The following is a 15,647-nucleotide window of genomic DNA, read 5'->3' as shown; positions in this document are numbered from 1 at the left end:
TAAAAACACAAAAGCCCCGCATTCGCGGGGCTTTTTTAATTGTAGAATTATAGCGAAGCCTGATGCGCTTCGATGAGCGTATCCATCGCCTTTTGAGCTCGTTGTTGTGCTTGTTCAAAGCTGTCTTGAGTTTCAAAGCTTTCTACGACTTCGTAGTAACACTTGAGTTTTGGCTCAGTGCCAGAAGGACGAACGATCACGCGCGCGCCGCCTTCAAGGTGGTAGATGAGTACATCACTGGCAGGTAGGTTGATTGCTTCGGTATCGCCACCACTGACAAAACGCAAAGATGTTTTAAGATCTTCAATAACTTTCACTTTGCGCCCTGCAATTTCTTGTGGTGGTGAAGCGCGCAGTTTATCACCAACTGGTGGAGCGGATGGATCCAGCGCCATGCTAAGTTGGGTATTAATATACATACCATGCTCACGGTAAAGCGCTTCGAGTTGATCCAAAATGGTTTTGCCTTGGCTATAGAGCTCTGCCGCTAATTGCGCGAATGCGACCATTGCAGATAAACCATCTTTGTCCCACACAGCATTGCCTACGGTGTAACCCAGCGCTTCTTCATAGGCAAATAGGAACGATTTGGACTCGTCTTGTTGCTGCATGGCGATGTTGGTTAACCATTTAAATCCCGTTAGGGTCTGGTAGTAATGAGCACCATGAGACTGAGCAATTTTGTTGAGTAGGCTCGAAGAGACAATGGTATTACCAACCAACTGTTCATCTGGACGAGTGCGATTGAGTAAGTAATGCCCAAATAAGCAACCGACTTGGTCACCTGTCAGCATTTGGTATTTGCCATCAGGTTTACGAACGGCAACCGCGAACCGGTCTGCATCAGGATCATTTGCGCAAGCCAGTTGAGCTTCAACGGAATCTGCGAGGCTGATAACCATGTCCATGGCGCCCGCTTCCTCCGGGTTAGGGAAGTTAACCGTAGGGAAACTGCCATCTGGCTCTCTTTGCTCTGCCACGCTTATGACGTTGTTAAACCCAGCATCTTTTAAAAGCGTTTCAGCCATCTCAGCTCCCACACCATGCATGGCAGTATAGGCAATTGTGATAGACAGCGGATCAGTATGGTTGGTTAATAATGGGCTGGCATTAATGGTTTGGCGATACGTTTCGTAATAGTCATCTTTAAGCCAAACCAGAAGATCATGAGCCTGCGCATCATCCAGTGACATCAATGGGATAGGCTTGGTTGCAGCGAGGTCAATTTCAGCTGCGATACCGGAATCATGCGGCGGAATGATCTGCGCGCCATTTTCCCAGTACACTTTAAAGCCATTGTATTCTGGTGGGTTGTGACTTGCGGTGACTACCACGGCTGCTGCTGCATTGAAATGTTTCACACCAAAAGCAGCAACTGGAGTCGGGGCGACTTTATGAGTGAGATAAACTTTGATCCCAAGTGCTGTTAACACCGCAGCGGTATCATGAGCGAATTGCTCGGAATCTGGACGGCCATCGTAACCAATGACCACTCCGCGTTGGCATGCATTGTCGACGTTGTCGATCAAGTAGTGGCCAAGACCCGTTGCGGTTTCTTGTATCACCAAGCGGTTCATTCGGTTAGGGCCGCAACCAACTTTACCGCGCAAGCCTGCTGTACCAAATTCCAGTCGAGTCGAAAATCGGTCGTCTAACTCTTCGTGCATTTTCTCATCGATAAGGTATTGCAGTTCTTCGCGTGTTCTTGGGTCAGGGTCCCTTTGAAACCAATGAGTTACTTGTTCCATCATAGTGATAACCTTTGTTCATTTGATAGGTTTATTCTAAATGATATTAATTATCATTGCTGATAGCGCAATCGCTAAAATTCACCAAACTCTTTAAATTTTGGCAGCTAATTAGCCTGTAAGTCCAGTTAAGGACAGGCACGCTGTGAATTATGGCCGGAAAGAGGTGACTAATACGGCTTCGCTCTCTGTTGTTTGAGATCGGATCTTCACGGTTTAGTCTTTGTACTTTCTTGCACATTCAATCATCGTCAACTAGTTTCTATTAACATAAATATAACAAATTGTGTCGAATTTGCTGTTTATACAGACTTTTTCTCAACCTTTCATGGTAGGACTTTTTTAGCCTTTGAATGAGTAAAGCACTCAAAGTAAGTGCAATGCACAGAGGAGAAATCTTTTGAAAAGATTACTGATCAATCTGTGGCTGTTGACTGATTTGATGTTCGTAGGATATTCCGCACCTGCGATTTCTGCCGAGCAGTCTCTGAATATGACCAGAGGTGTGACCGCAATCAGTAATGAGGTTTATGACCTGCATATGCTGATTTTCTATATCTGCTGCGCGATTGCGTTTGTGGTTTTTGGTGCCATGTTTTATTCCATTTGGCGTCACCGGAAATCAAAAGGCGCAGTGGCCGCGCATTTTCATGAGAGCACCAAAGTTGAAATCATCTGGACGGTAATTCCCATCATTATTTTGGTGGCGATGGCGATTCCGGCGACCAAAACATTGGTGGCGATGGAAGATGCGTCCCAGTCTGATCTCACGGTTAAAGTGACGGGTTCACAATGGAAATGGCATTACAGTTACTTCGAAGAAGACGTTGAGTTTTTTAGTCTATTGGCAACCTCGCAAAAGCAGATTGATGGCATAGAAGAGAAGGGCGCGCATTACTTACTTGAAGTGGATAACCCGCTAGTGTTACCGATCAATCGTAAAGTTCGATTTCTTTTTACCTCTGATGACGTTATTCACTCTTGGTGGGTACCGGATTTTGCGGTTAAAAAGGACACCATCCCCGGTTTTATTAATGAAGCTTGGACCCGTATCGATAAACCCGGTGTGTATCGAGGGCAGTGTGCCGAGCTATGTGGGCGAGCCCACGGTTTTATGCCGATAGTGGTTCATGCCATGGAAGAAGCGCAGTACGACGATTGGTTAGCAAATAAAAAAGCTGAGCTTGAGCAAGCGAAACAACAAGCGGCAGCTGCACTCACGGCAAGCTTGTCAATGGAAGAGCTGATGGCGCAAGGCGAGAAAGTTTATGTCGATCGTTGTGCGGTGTGTCATCAGGTCAGTGGTTTGGGTATTCCCGGAGCTTTTCCTGCTATTAAAGGCAGCCCAATTGCAACGGGAGAGGTGGCAGAACATATCGATATTGTCGTAAACGGCAAAGCAGGCACTGCCATGCAAGCATTTGCGAATCAGCTAACGGAACAAGAAATCGCCGCTGTGGTGACTTACCAACGGAATGCGTTTGGCAATGAGAGTGGTGACACAGTACAAGCTTCAGATATCAATGCATTCAAAGTGCAAGGGCAAGCGTCCAAGGAGGGAGAATGAAAACGTCTAAACCTCACCATGTGAAATCTTCACCAGCGACCGATGCCGAGATGAGTAGCGCACAGTCTGCCACTGTGGCTGAAGAGCATGATCATCATGATGCGCCCAGTGGGGTATTTCGCTGGCTCTATTCCACCAACCACAAAGACATAGGGACACTTTACCTATGGTTTAGCTTCATCATGTTTTTAGTGGGTGGAGCGATGGCGATGATCATCCGTGCTGAGCTTTTTCAGCCCGGATTGCAGTTGGTTGAGCCGCAGTTTTTTAACCAGATGACCACGGTACACGGCTTGATCATGGTATTTGGCGCGGTAATGCCTGCCTTTACTGGTCTAGCAAACTGGATGATACCGATGATGATCGGTGCGCCTGATATGGCGTTACCAAGGATGAACAATCTCAGCTTCTGGATTTTACCATTTGCATTTTTAATCTTATTGGCGTCTCTGTTTACGGAAGGGGGCGGCCCCGATTTTGGCTGGACATTTTATGCGCCGCTCTCGACAACTTACGGGCCGGATAGTACCGCATTGTTTGTTTTTTCTGTGCATATTATGGGGATCAGCTCCATCATGGGGGCGATTAATGTGATCGTTACCATCGTCAATATGCGAGCGCCGGGCATGACTTGGTTCAAGATGCCACTGTTTGTCTGGACTTGGCTCATCACCGCTTTTTTACTTATCGCTGTTATGCCTGTGTTGGCGGGTGCCGTCACGATGATCTTGACTGACAAGTATTTTGGAACCAGCTTTTTTGATGCGGCTGGCGGTGGTGACCCGGTTATGTTCCAACATATTTTCTGGTTCTTTGGTCACCCGGAAGTGTACATCATGATCCTCCCTTCCTTTGGCATTATCTCTGCGATTGTGCCGGCCTTCAGTGGTAAGAAATTGTTTGGCTATCACTCGATGGTGTATGCGACCTGCAGTATTGCGCTATTGTCATTCTTAGTTTGGGCACACCACATGTTTACCACCGGCATGCCTGTATTTGCTGAGCTGTTTTTTATGTATTGCACCATGTTAATTGCTGTGCCAACAGGGGTGAAAGTATTTAACTGGGTAGCAACCATGTGGCGCGGGGCATTAACGTTTGAGACGCCGATGCTGTTTGCCATTGCCTTCATTATTCTTTTCACCATCGGTGGTTTCTCTGGTTTGATGCTGGCGATTGCACCAGCTGATTTCCAATACCACGACACCTATTTTGTGGTGGCTCACTTCCATTATGTGTTGGTGTCTGGAGCGGTCTTTTCAATTATGGCGGCGGCTTACTATTGGTTACCGAAGTGGACTGGGCACATGTACGATCATCGGTTGAGCTTGTGGCATTTCTGGTGCTCTGTGATCTCCGTTAATGTGTTGTTCTTCCCAATGCACTTTCTGGGGCTGGCTGGTATGCCGCGACGAATTCCAGATTACGCGATTCAGTTTGCTGATGTTAACCAGATTGTTTCTATTGGCGGTTTTGCCTTTGGTTTATCTCAACTGATTTTCCTTTGGTTGGTGATCAAATGCATTAAGGGTGGAGAAAAAGCGCAAGCCAAACCATGGGAGAGAGCTGAGGGGCTGGAATGGACCGTACCAAGCCCAGCACCGCACCATACCTTCACCACACCACCTAAATTGCATGATGAATGAGGTGGGGTATGAGTGGGCAAAGCAGTGCAAATAACACTCTGACGTTGAAGCTTGTTGCCGCGGTGATTGCGATGTTTGGCTTTGGTTTTGCACTGGTGCCCCTTTATGATGTGATGTGCGATGCGCTGGGAATAAACGGCAAAACCAATACAGAATCCGCGATACAGCCACAAGGTATGGTACCAGACACATCACGCACGGTACGCGTTGAGTTTATGACGCATCAAAATGCTGAGATGCCATGGGAGTTTGCACCCAAACAAACGTGGATGGATGTGCATCCGGGGCAAGTGATCCAAACGGCCTATTTTGCCAAAAACCAATCCGATCGAGACATCATTGGGCAGGCCGTACCTTCTGTATCGCCGGGAATGGGAGCATCTTACTTCAACAAAATTGAATGTTTCTGTTTCAACCATCAGCCATTAAAGAGCTTACAAAGTACGGAAATGGCACTGATTTTTTATATCGAACCTGATATTCCAGACGCGATACATACCCTGACGTTGTCTTACACTTTATATGACATTACAGACAAGGTAGAGAAGCCTGTGGAATTAGCTCAGGCTGCTAAATCGACAACGGATGATCGCTTAACGCAAGGAGCGAAGCCATGAGTTCAAAACGTCCTTCTTATTATGTTCCACCACAAAGTAGCTGGCCTATTGTTGGTGCTGTGGCCTTATTTCTGGTTGCCGTTGGGGCGGGTTTGACGGTCCAGAATATGGGAAACGATGGTGCTGGCGGGGTGTTTGGTAAGGTTATTTTGGTCTCGGGGTTTGTCTTCTTGCTTTATATGTTTGCAGGTTGGTTTAGCAATGTGATTACCGAGTCGATGTCGGGTTTATATTCTGATCAGATCAATCGGTCATTTCGTCAGGGCATGAGTTGGTTTATTTTCTCTGAAATCATGTTTTTTGGTGCTTTCTTTGGTGCGTTGTGCTACGCACGAATGATTGCGGTACCTTGGTTGGGGGGGGATAGCAACAATGCGATGACACATAGTGTGCTTTGGCCGACGTTTGAAGCCATGTGGCCACTCACAACAACACCGGATGGCGGAACCACTCAAGCAATGGGTTGGCAAGGGGTCCCATTGGTGAATACCATTATTCTTCTAACTTCTTCGGTGACGTTGCATTTAGCGCATACCAGTTTGGAAAAAAACAAGCGAATAGCGCTCATTGTTTGGCTGGAGATCACGATCGTTCTTGCCGGATTTTTCCTATACTACCAAGGGGTTGAGTACGCTCACGCGTATAAAGATTTGGATTTGACGTTGCAATCGGGGATCTACGGTAACACCTTCTTTATGCTAACGGGTTTCCACGGCATGCATGTGTTATTAGGGACAATTATTCTCACGGTTCTGCTATTTCGGATTGCGAAAGACCATTTCTCACCTAAAGACCATTTTGCTTTTCAGGCGGGAAGTTGGTATTGGCATTTTGTTGATGTGGTCTGGCTATGTTTGTTTGTTTTCGTCTACGTCTTGTAACAACACCAGCCTAATATGGCCGTGTATTAGGCTCAATGAAACCACTGAGTAACGCCACAATTAAGAGGACAACCGCCAAAGCTGACAACGTAACCCTGCGACCCAAAAAGTGGCTCATCGATCTATCTTCTTCAGAGTCAGAATCGGAGCCTTTGACCATTGCAAACATCGCTCTAGCGAGGTTAAAGATGATAAATAGCAATAGTAGAACCAGCAGCGTTTTAAATATGAATACCATTAGCCACTCCCTCAGTCGGTTGGTACATACGGTGTCATTTTGGTTATGTTTGTTATTAACTGTGGGTGCGTTTTCAGTATTGGTCAAATTGGGTTTTTGGCAGCTTTCAAGGGCCGATGAAAAACAGGCAATGGAAGCACAATTGCTTGCGCGCTCTCAACAACCAGCTATCTCTTTCCAACAGCTTGCTCAGCAAAGAAATACATCGCTGACAGGAGTCAAAATCAGGGCTACGTTACGCCCTGTTGCTGATAAATATGTGTTGCTGGATAACCAGACTTACCAAGGTGATGTCGGCTATTTGGCTTATCAGTTGGTGCAAAGTAAAGAAGGGATCTACTTTCTATTAGAGCGCGGATTTGTTCCAGCGGCGGATACGCGCAATCAACTTCCTGAAGTGGCGTGGTTGGCTCAAAGCTCTCCCTTAACGGGACGCTTATATCAGCGTTTAGAGAACCCATTAAGCCATCAATTGTATCTTGAACCAGGGATACCACACCGTATTCAAAATCTTAACTTTGCAGAACTAGGGCATTTTTGGGGCGTTGATTTGGCACCATTTGCTTTTCAACCAGTACAAACAGAATGGCCGTACCCACAGCCATGGAAACCGGTACCGCTTGGCTCGCAGAAGCATCTTGGGTACGCCTTTCAATGGTTTTCAATGGCGTTTGCATTGTTTGTGCTGAGTTTGTGGTTACTCATTCGGGCATGTAAGCAAGGAGAGAAAAATGAATAATCCGGTATTTAGGGGGAGAATCATTTTATTGGCGCTTATCTTGATGTTCGCGCTGCCAGCCATCATTGCGAAAACGGTGCTTTCTAATCACTGGTATAACTCTGGTGTCACAAATAAAGGTGTACTGCTTGATCCCAAAATTGATTTTGATGGACTAGGCTTAAAGAATCCATACCAGAATAGCCAATGGCAGTTGGGATATTTCGTGCCAGAACAATGCGATACGCTATGTATTGAACAAATACATTTGTTAGGTCAAAGCCATGTCGCATTAGGAAAATATCAAGGACGAGTGGCTCCTGTCGTATGGGTTAGTGAACGTAGTGACAAGAATGTGCTGCAACAACATGCGTTTCAGGTGGTGATGGTCAACAACGAGTTCAGTAAAGTGATTTCGCCTTATGACTTTGTCATAGTGGATCCCCTTGGCCAGCTAGTGATGCGTTATCCCAAATCCGCATCCCAGCAGGAGCTCGTTGCGCAAGCAAAAGGATTGCTGTCTGATTTACGCAAACTACTAAAGCTATCCAGAGTAGGTTGAGCGTATGAAACTAAAGAACTTGGTTAGAGTCGCATTAATACTCACATTTATTGTGATTATGCTTGGTGCTTATACTCGGCTTGCTGATGCTGGCTTAGGGTGCCCAGATTGGCCCGGTTGCTATGGCCAATTGACCGTACCGGTGCAACAGCATGAGTTAGAGCGAGCGAGTTCTTTATATCCGGACTTAAAAGTAGAGGCAGATAAAGCGTGGTTGGAAATGATCCATCGCTATTTTGCTGGAACGCTAGGGCTGGTGGTTTTTGCTATTACGGCGCTTAGTATTAAGAGCAGGGCGGTGCCGTCTTTCTTACCCATTTCTATTTCTCTAGTTGTTGTCTTTCAAGCTTTATTGGGAATGTGGACTGTCACCATGAAGTTGATGCCAATTATCGTCATGGGGCATTTATTGGGTGGTTTTACTTTGTTTGCTTTGCTCGCTTTGTTGTATTGGCGATTGACGCATGCCCAAGATCAAATTGATCATCTCACCATCCCTCCAATGCTGCGTCTGCTTGCCCTCACTAGCTTATTCTTTCTCTTGGTTCAGATTGCATTGGGCGGATGGACGTCATCCAACTACGCTGCGCTGATGTGCACGAGCTTGCCCTTGTGTGAGGGAGATTGGCGTAGTCACTTGGATTTTGTGAACGCCTTTACCTTAATTCAGCCCGAGCGAGAAACTTATGAATTTGGCACGCTTGATTACGGTGCCCGTATGACGATTCATGTGGTGCATCGTATCGGTGCGTTGGTCGTGGCGGTGTCAACGCTGTGCTTAATTTATCAAATGCTCGCTGAGTCGGATTCGGTGCTCAATCGTTTGGCATGGCGTGTGTTTTCTCTACTATGTCTGCAAATTGGTTTAGGGATCAGCAATGTTGTTTTGAGCCTTCCGCTCGCAGTTGCTGTCGCACATAACCTCGGGGCAGCATTGCTTATGTTGTCACTGCTGTATGTCAATTTTCTGCTTTGGTATCCATCAGAGTCGGTTGTGCTGAACAAGGAGCGAGTTCATGAGTAAATCCATTGCGATCACTTCGGCTAAGGAAAAGCCACTTTGGAAAGTCTATTTCACGCTTACCAAGCCCAAAGTAGTGGCGTTAATGTTACTGACCGCTTTGGTGGGGATGTGTTTGGCTGTACCGGGGACATTACCAATTCAAAATGTTGTGCTTGGTCTTTTAGGTATTGGGTTAATGGCAGGCTCCGCAGCGGCCTTCAACCACCTCATTGATCGACGCATCGATGCTGTGATGGCCAGAACATATCGTCGTCCACTGCCGTCTGGTGAAATCAACGCCTTGTCTGTGTTGTTGTTTTCAAGCGCGATTGGCCTTGCTGGCTTTGTCATCTTGTACATTGGAGTGAATGGACTAACGGCTTGGCTCACCTTTGCAAGCCTACTTGGCTACGCGGTGATTTATACCTTGTATCTAAAACGTGCGACGCCGCAAAATATCGTTATTGCTGGGATTGCAGGTGCAATGCCACCTTTGCTTGGTTGGACCGCGGTAACAGGCGAGTTACACGCGAATGCGTGGCTATTAGTGATGGTGATTTTTATATGGACCCCCCCTCATTTTTGGGCATTGGCGATACACCGTAAGGAAGACTATGCCAAGGCAGACATTCCAATGCTGCCTGTAACACATGGTGTGGAATACACCAAAACATCGATTCTTCTTTATACGGTGTTATTGGCGTTAGTATGCCTATTTCCAGTGTTAGTCGGGATGAGTAGTTGGCTATATCTGCTTTGTTCATCCGTGCTCAGTGCTGGGTTTATCGGCTATGCATGGAAGCTGAAATATTATGCCGATGAGAAAACAGCGATCAAAACATTCGTTTTTTCTATCTACCATTTGATGTTGCTGTTTGTCGCATTATTGCTCGATCATTATCTGCTTTAGCGATGGAATACCTATGGTTGTAAGTGCTTCAGGTTTCGCTTTTCTAAACGTTTAAATAACAATGAAAGTGACAAGCAAAGCAGTAAGTAGAATCCGCCCACAATTAGCCATATTTCGAAGATAAGGCCAGACGAGTTAGCGATTTCGGTGCCGACAAAAGTCATCTCTTGAATCGATATCAAAGACACAATGGAAGAGTCTTTAATTAATGAGATGGATTGACCCGCCAGTGCAGGTGTAATGGCAGCCAATACTTGCGGTGCAATGACGTAACGATACTTGCTCCATCGTGACAGGCCCAATGAATCTGCCGCTTCCCACTGTCCTTTGGCAATACCAGCTAACCCAGAACGGACTACTTCCGCAATGTATGCAGAGGAAAGCAGCCCGATGCATAAAATACCTGACAGCAAATTTTCCCACAAATTCGCCGGTCCAAAGAGCCAATATTGCAATGTATTGATGTGGCCATCATGCTCTCGTAATAATGATTCCAGACCTAACGCGGGTATCAACTGGTTCGAGATAAAGAAATAGAAAATAAAGATGAACACCAATGGCGGTATATTTCGCACCAATTGGATAAAGGCATTAGCCGGAACACGTAATACCGTTAGGTTAGAGTATCGGGCGAGGCCTAATAACGTACCAAGTGTTAGGGCTAAAACCATGCCCCAAACGCTAAGACGAATGGTGGAGATTAGCCCTTGAAAGAAGTAGGGAAGACTGCCGTCGGAGCGAGGCGTAAAAATAAGTTCAAACGCGTCTGACCAACGCCAATGGTAGTGCACACCAATATCCGCTCGGTAATACAACCAAGCGCAGAAAAGGCCCACAACAATAAGTAAGATAACATCCAGTTTATTGAATGAAATCGAACCTTCTGATTTGATGTCTTGGCGGTTCAATGCGCTTTCTTTACTCACACTCGCTCCGTTGTTTCTATTTTACTGACCGGTGGCAATCTGATCTTGCCAGTCTAATGTGGAGAACCAGTACTCATAACGCTCTTCTAGCCAGCCATCGTCAGTTCGAGCTTGGATCCATTGGTTAAAGAATGCCTTTTTATCGTCATCTCCCAAGCGAACAGCGAATGCTTCGTTGCCTTTTGATAGACGCTCGGTAAATGGAATAAACAGCTTATCGCTGTTTTTCACCGTTTCATGTTCTGGCTTTGGACTAGACGCAATCACAGCATGAGCATTGCCGTTAATCACTTCTTGAAATGCTTGTGCATCATCATCAAATTGAAGAATTTTTGCTTTCGGGAAAGTTTCGCGTGCCACTTGCACAGTATAAGCACCTCGGCGGGCAGCGATTTTAACGCGTCGGGAATTGAAATCACTGAATTCGCTAAAGCCTTCAGCAAGCTTTTTACTGGCCGCTACCTGCACACCAGAATGTGAGTAAGGCGCAGTAAATAAAACGCTTTTTGAGCGCTCTGGTGTGATTGACATACCACCAATGATCACATCAAACTTCTGGGCAAGCAGCGCAGGAATGATGCCATCCCATGCTGTTGGTACAAATTCAACATTCCAGCCAGAGTCTTTGGCCAAGCGTTTTGCAACATCAATTTCAAACCCAATCAGATCGCCTTGTTTATTTCGCATTGCCCAAGGGACAAAAGTCGACATACCAACGCGCAGCGTGCCGCGTTCGTTGATCTTATCTAGGTTGGGGGTATCTGATGCAAAGGTAGGCAGCGCGATAGCTAAGCCCAATAGCGCCGTGATTGCAGATTTAAAACAACGTCTAACCAAATCTCGTCTTGAGTTTTTCATAATTGTTTCCTTGTTATCGAGCGCGCCATCCTGCGCCCAGTTTATGTTCCATCCAAGCTGATAAGCCAGACAGAGAAAGGGTGAGCAACAAGTAGATTGCTGCGACGGTAAACCATATTTCAAATGGCATTGCGGTTTCAGATACGATGTTTCGACCTTCAGTCGTTAAATCAAAAATTGCCATCACGCTGACGATGGATGAGTTTTTGATTAACGAGACCACCTCATTGGTGAGCGGCGGTAAAGTGCGTTGCAGTAGCTGAGGTAAAATCACATCGTAATAGGTGTAAAAAGGAGTTAACCCTAACGACCTAGCTGCTTCAAATTGGCCTTTTTCAATGCTGTTTAAGCCACCGCGCAGAATTTCGGCGGTATATGCGCCCTGAAAGAGAGCGAGGGCAAGCACTGCGGTAGAAAAACGATCTAACCCAATCACTGGTCCAAAAACGAAATAGAGCAAGTAGATTTGTACCAACAATGGCGTATTGCGAATGAGTTCGACATAGCCGGTAGCGAGCGTGCGACCGACAACCGAGTTTGATAGTTTTAATAACGCCGTGGCCAAACCAATTATCAGCGTGAAAAGTAAACTGATGCTGGAGATCTTTAATGTAACCAACAGTCCGTCAATTAACTCGGCTGGCCACCATTCTCCGTCTTCGTAAAAAAACAGGTAGTCAGGTACACGCTCCCATTGCCATTGATAACCCATGGCTTGTGCGCCAGAGTCCAGTAGCCAACCTATGCCTAGAATAAGCAGCGAGATCTGTAATAGTGCTGAGAGTACAGGCTTTAATATCTGTTTTATCATCAATGGCTGAGGATCTGATTGAGAAATTGTTGAGTTCTTGGATGCTGCGGCGCATCAAAGATTTGTTCTGGTGTAGCCATCTCCAGTATCTGTCCTTCGTCCATAAAAATGACTCTGTCAGCCACTTTACGCGCAAACCCCATTTCATGGGTGACACACATCATGGTGATACCATCTCTCGCGAGGTCGACCATGACATCCAGCACTTCCTGAATGGTTTCGGGATCCAGTGCGGAAGTCGGTTCATCAAAGAGTAAGATTTCTGGCTGCATACAAAGAGAACGAGCGATGGCGACACGCTGCTGCTGACCACCAGACAGCTGGACAGGGTATTTGTCAGCTTGATCGCGTATTTTGACACGTTCAAGGAAGTGCAAAGCACGCTCAATCGCTTGTTGTTTTCCGAGCTTTAATGTCCGGATTGGTGCCAGAGTGAGGTTTTCGAGCACGGTTAAATGTGGAAATAAGTTGAAATGCTGAAAGACCATTCCTACTTGACCGGGAGCGACTTTCTGAGTTGACGTGGCGAGCACAGAAATATCGCCATTTGAGATCGCTTCTAAGCCATTTACTGTTCTTATTAGGGTGGACTTTCCGGAGCCTGAAGGGCCACAAATGACCAAAATCTCGCCTTTCGCGACAGATAGGTTGATATCTTTTAGGGCGTGGTACTGACCATACCACTTGTTGACGTTGCTAAATTCAATAGCGCTCATGGCTGCTTTACTTATTTATTTTTATAAGTCTACACCTTAGCAATATCGTGATTACATTGCATCAAAACATGTGATTTATCGTTGTTGATGGTAATTTGTGCACCAATTGGGTGATAACGATAAGTCATCCCTCGAACCATAGTGCTATGTGATGAAAATAACGACAATTGCTGAGTTTCGCCTCCACTGTTTTACATTAAATATCATAGTATTAATGAATTTTAATGGTCTCCAATTATTGTTTGTAAAAATATTTTTACGCGTTGTGTAAATCGTAAAAATGCAATGAATATTGCTTTCTGTTGAAAATAATGGTTGCAAGCTTCTTTTTTGATAGATAAGTTACAGGGAACAGATACGACAATGATTGAACAATAATGCAGCAAATGGATTGCAATCTGTTCAGCCCAAGAAAGATAGGAAGATGTAGCGATGTTTCAGACAGATGATGTAAGAATTAATAGAGCCAAAGAATTATTGCCGCCAATCGCGGTTTTAGAAAAGTTTCCTGCGACTGAGACCGCTTCTTCAACAACGTTTGAATCTCGTCAGGCAATTTCGAATATTTTGAAAGGTGATGATGACCGATTGCTCGTGATCATTGGTCCTTGTTCTATTCACGATCCAGAAGCTGCAATTGAATATGGTAAACGCCTAAAAGTACTACGTGATGAACTTGGTGACCGCCTAGAAGTCGTGATGCGTGTTTACTTTGAAAAACCACGTACAACGGTTGGTTGGAAAGGTCTGATCAACGACCCATACCTAAATGATACATTTAAGATCAACGATGGTTTACGTATGGGACGTAAGTTGTTGCTGGATTTGACTGATATGGGCATGCCAACGGCGAGCGAATTCCTAGATATGATCACGCCTCAGTATGTTGCAGACCTGATCAGCTGGGGGGCGATTGGCGCTCGTACGACAGAATCTCAGGTTCACCGCGAACTCGCATCAGGTCTTTCTTGTCCGGTAGGATTTAAGAATGGTACTGATGGCAATATTAAGATCGCGTCTGATGCGATTCGTTCAGCAAGCGCTTCACACCATTTCTTATCGGTAACAAAATACGGCCACTCTGCGATCATTGAAACGGCGGGTAACCCAGATTGTCATATCATCCTGCGTGGTGGTAAAGAGCCAAACTACAGTGCCGATCATGTAGGCGCTATCAAGCAGGAGCTGGAAAAGTCTGGCCTACCACAAAAAGTCATGATCGACTTCAGCCATGCGAATAGTTCTAAGCAGTACCAGCGTCAAATGGTAGTAGCTGAAGATGTGTGTAGCCAAGTTGCTGGTGGAGAAGATGCGGTATTCGGCGTTATGATTGAATCACACCTAGTTGAAGGTCGTCAGGATTTGGTTGATGGTGTTGCACCAACTTATGGCCAGTCTCTTACCGACGCATGTATCGGTTGGGAAGACACTGAGAAAGTACTTCGTCAACTAGCAGACGCAGTCACAGCTCGTCGCAACGGCTAAATTCAAGTTAAGCAATAGATGAAAAAGCGTAACCTTTCGGGTTACGCTTTTTTTGTTCATGTTTGACGGTTTAACGAATCTTTTATTATCAATTGCGACGAATGACTTGGTGGGTATTAAAGTGATCGCTATTAATGATAGTGACGGTATATTCAAACGGCTGTCCACCTTTGAAATAAACCACTTCACTCAGTTGGATCATGGCTTTGCCCAGTGGGACATTCATTAACTCTGACACATTTTGGTCGTCAAGGTTGAAGGCCTTTAAGTCTTGCTCACGGATGGAAACTTGCTTACCTGTCAGGTGTTCAATGTACTTATATTTTGATTTTTCCAGCTCATTAAACTGAAAGTTATTGCTGATATTGATAGGAATGTGGATCTTTTCCAGCGAAACAGGTGTTTCACCAAAACACATTAATCGATCAACGCGATAAACTTGATCTGTGGGTTTAATTTTTAGCTTGCTTGCAATGTCAGCTGAGGGAACTAAGGTGACACCAGCAGAGACGACTTTACGTATACCTGGCACATTAAGCTGTTTTGCTTGCCAATCGAAAGGAGAGAGTTCGTGAAAGCTATCACTGTTGAAGGGTTTTCGCATGCCAACGTATAGGCCAGAACCTCTGACTCGGTAGACAATGTCCTGCTCAACTAAATTACGTGTCGCTTCTCGCACTGTGGCTCGTGTGACATTCAGACTTTGAGCAATATTGGTTTCCGTGTCGAGCTTGTCACCACAATTCAGTCCACCCGTCATAATTCGGTCAGTGATATAGTCGATGACGATTTGCTGTTTAGCCGTAATTTTAGGGGCCATAATATCCATATCTATTGATAACGCGACGAACAGTATATACCCAAGTGAGCAGAAGAGGCAGGGCTTAAGCATTCGCCACTGGCTTTAGTTCACGGAAAATCTTTAAGCGTGTTGAAAGGCTAAGTTTCAAGCTGTTCTTGT

The 15,647-nt window shown here is 45.6% G+C and carries 16 protein-coding genes; 9 read left to right on the top strand and 7 right to left on the bottom strand.

The window, feature by feature from the left end; translation table 11 throughout:
* Window positions 1-47 precede the first annotated feature (47 nt).
* Complete coding sequence (locus ACQEXS_RS10005; protein ID WP_427013719.1) at window positions 48-1,751, bottom strand: phospho-sugar mutase; 1,704 nt, start codon at window positions 1,749-1,751, stop codon at window positions 48-50.
* A gap of 439 nt (window positions 1,752-2,190) precedes the next feature.
* Between ACQEXS_RS10005 and coxB the strand changes: the two genes are divergently transcribed.
* The 4 genes from coxB to ACQEXS_RS09985 are packed head-to-tail and all read left to right on the top strand — an operon-like array spanning window position 2,191 to window position 6,459.
* A complete protein-coding gene (coxB, locus tag ACQEXS_RS10000; RefSeq protein WP_427013845.1) occupies window positions 2,191-3,315 on the top strand; it encodes a cytochrome c oxidase subunit II in 1,125 nt (374 codons plus the stop codon).
* Window positions 3,312-4,961, top strand: a complete 1,650-nt coding sequence (gene ctaD / locus ACQEXS_RS09995; RefSeq protein ID WP_427013718.1) for a cytochrome c oxidase subunit I — start codon at window positions 3,312-3,314, stop codon at window positions 4,959-4,961. Before coxB ends, ctaD begins: the two co-directional genes overlap by 4 nt.
* 8 nt (window positions 4,962-4,969) lie before the next feature.
* Complete coding sequence (locus tag ACQEXS_RS09990; RefSeq protein WP_367990221.1) at window positions 4,970-5,578, top strand: cytochrome c oxidase assembly protein; 609 nt, start codon at window positions 4,970-4,972, stop codon at window positions 5,576-5,578.
* The gene (locus ACQEXS_RS09985) at window positions 5,575-6,459 is read left to right on the top strand and encodes a cytochrome c oxidase subunit 3 (RefSeq protein WP_427013717.1); all 885 of its coding nucleotides are present in this window, start codon (window positions 5,575-5,577) and stop codon (window positions 6,457-6,459) included. Before ACQEXS_RS09990 ends, ACQEXS_RS09985 begins: the two co-directional genes overlap by 4 nt.
* Before the next feature lie 10 nt (window positions 6,460-6,469).
* On the opposite strand, the gene ACQEXS_RS09980 is transcribed toward ACQEXS_RS09985, so the two are convergent.
* Window positions 6,470-6,697 (bottom strand): DUF2909 domain-containing protein, encoded by a 228-nt coding sequence (locus ACQEXS_RS09980; RefSeq protein ID WP_367990219.1) that lies wholly within the window; start codon window positions 6,695-6,697, stop codon window positions 6,470-6,472.
* A 31-nt stretch (window positions 6,698-6,728) separates the two neighbouring features.
* Between ACQEXS_RS09980 and ACQEXS_RS09975 the strand changes: the two genes are divergently transcribed.
* The 4 genes from ACQEXS_RS09975 to cyoE are packed head-to-tail and all read left to right on the top strand — an operon-like array spanning window position 6,729 to window position 9,890.
* Complete coding sequence (locus ACQEXS_RS09975) at window positions 6,729-7,436, top strand: SURF1 family protein (protein ID WP_427013716.1); 708 nt, start codon at window positions 6,729-6,731, stop codon at window positions 7,434-7,436.
* On the top strand, window positions 7,429-7,977 hold the full coding sequence (locus ACQEXS_RS09970; RefSeq protein ID WP_427010676.1) for a hypothetical protein: 549 nt from the start codon (window positions 7,429-7,431) through the stop codon (window positions 7,975-7,977). Before ACQEXS_RS09975 ends, ACQEXS_RS09970 begins: the two co-directional genes overlap by 8 nt.
* Window positions 7,978-7,981: 4 nt before the next feature.
* Window positions 7,982-9,001, top strand: coding sequence for a COX15/CtaA family protein (locus ACQEXS_RS09965; RefSeq protein WP_427013715.1), 1,020 nt, complete (start codon window positions 7,982-7,984; stop codon window positions 8,999-9,001).
* Window positions 8,994-9,890 carry a heme o synthase gene (gene cyoE, locus ACQEXS_RS09960; RefSeq protein WP_427013714.1) on the top strand — a complete coding sequence of 299 codons (897 nt, stop codon included), beginning with the start codon at window positions 8,994-8,996 and terminating at the stop codon, window positions 9,888-9,890. The genes ACQEXS_RS09965 and cyoE overlap by 8 nt, the downstream gene beginning before the upstream one ends.
* Window positions 9,891-9,901: 11 nt before the next feature.
* Here cyoE and ACQEXS_RS09955 read toward each other — a convergent pair whose 3' ends face one another.
* From ACQEXS_RS09955 to ACQEXS_RS09940, 4 genes are read right to left on the bottom strand one after another with little or no spacing between them, the layout of a single operon-like run.
* Complete coding sequence (locus ACQEXS_RS09955) at window positions 9,902-10,816, bottom strand: amino acid ABC transporter permease (RefSeq protein WP_427013713.1); 915 nt, start codon at window positions 10,814-10,816, stop codon at window positions 9,902-9,904.
* 21 nt (window positions 10,817-10,837) lie between these two features.
* The gene (locus ACQEXS_RS09950; RefSeq protein WP_367990213.1) at window positions 10,838-11,674 is read right to left on the bottom strand and encodes a transporter substrate-binding domain-containing protein; all 837 of its coding nucleotides are present in this window, start codon (window positions 11,672-11,674) and stop codon (window positions 10,838-10,840) included.
* Between the two features lie 13 nt (window positions 11,675-11,687).
* Window positions 11,688-12,485 carry an amino acid ABC transporter permease gene (locus ACQEXS_RS09945; protein ID WP_427013712.1) on the bottom strand — a complete coding sequence of 266 codons (798 nt, stop codon included), beginning with the start codon at window positions 12,483-12,485 and terminating at the stop codon, window positions 11,688-11,690.
* Window positions 12,485-13,201, bottom strand: a complete 717-nt coding sequence (locus ACQEXS_RS09940; RefSeq protein WP_427013711.1) for an amino acid ABC transporter ATP-binding protein — start codon at window positions 13,199-13,201, stop codon at window positions 12,485-12,487. The genes ACQEXS_RS09945 and ACQEXS_RS09940 overlap by 1 nt, the downstream gene beginning before the upstream one ends.
* A gap of 432 nt (window positions 13,202-13,633) precedes the next feature.
* Here ACQEXS_RS09940 and aroG point away from each other — a divergent pair, with 432 nt between their 5' ends.
* Window positions 13,634-14,686, top strand: a complete 1,053-nt coding sequence (gene aroG, locus ACQEXS_RS09935) for a 3-deoxy-7-phosphoheptulonate synthase AroG (RefSeq protein ID WP_367990210.1) — start codon at window positions 13,634-13,636, stop codon at window positions 14,684-14,686.
* Window positions 14,687-14,774: 88 nt separating this feature from the next.
* Here the strand turns inward: aroG and ACQEXS_RS09930 are convergent, their stop codons facing one another.
* The gene (locus tag ACQEXS_RS09930) at window positions 14,775-15,506 is read right to left on the bottom strand and encodes a GntR family transcriptional regulator (RefSeq protein ID WP_427013710.1); all 732 of its coding nucleotides are present in this window, start codon (window positions 15,504-15,506) and stop codon (window positions 14,775-14,777) included.
* Window positions 15,507-15,647: the final 141 nt, after the last annotated feature.

The sequence above is a fragment of the Vibrio sp. TRT 17S01 genome (genome assembly GCF_050113695.1).
Lineage (GTDB): Bacteria > Pseudomonadota > Gammaproteobacteria > Enterobacterales > Vibrionaceae > Vibrio.
Note: the sequence above shows the minus strand (reverse complement) of the source record. Positions and strands in the feature narration are given on the sequence as shown.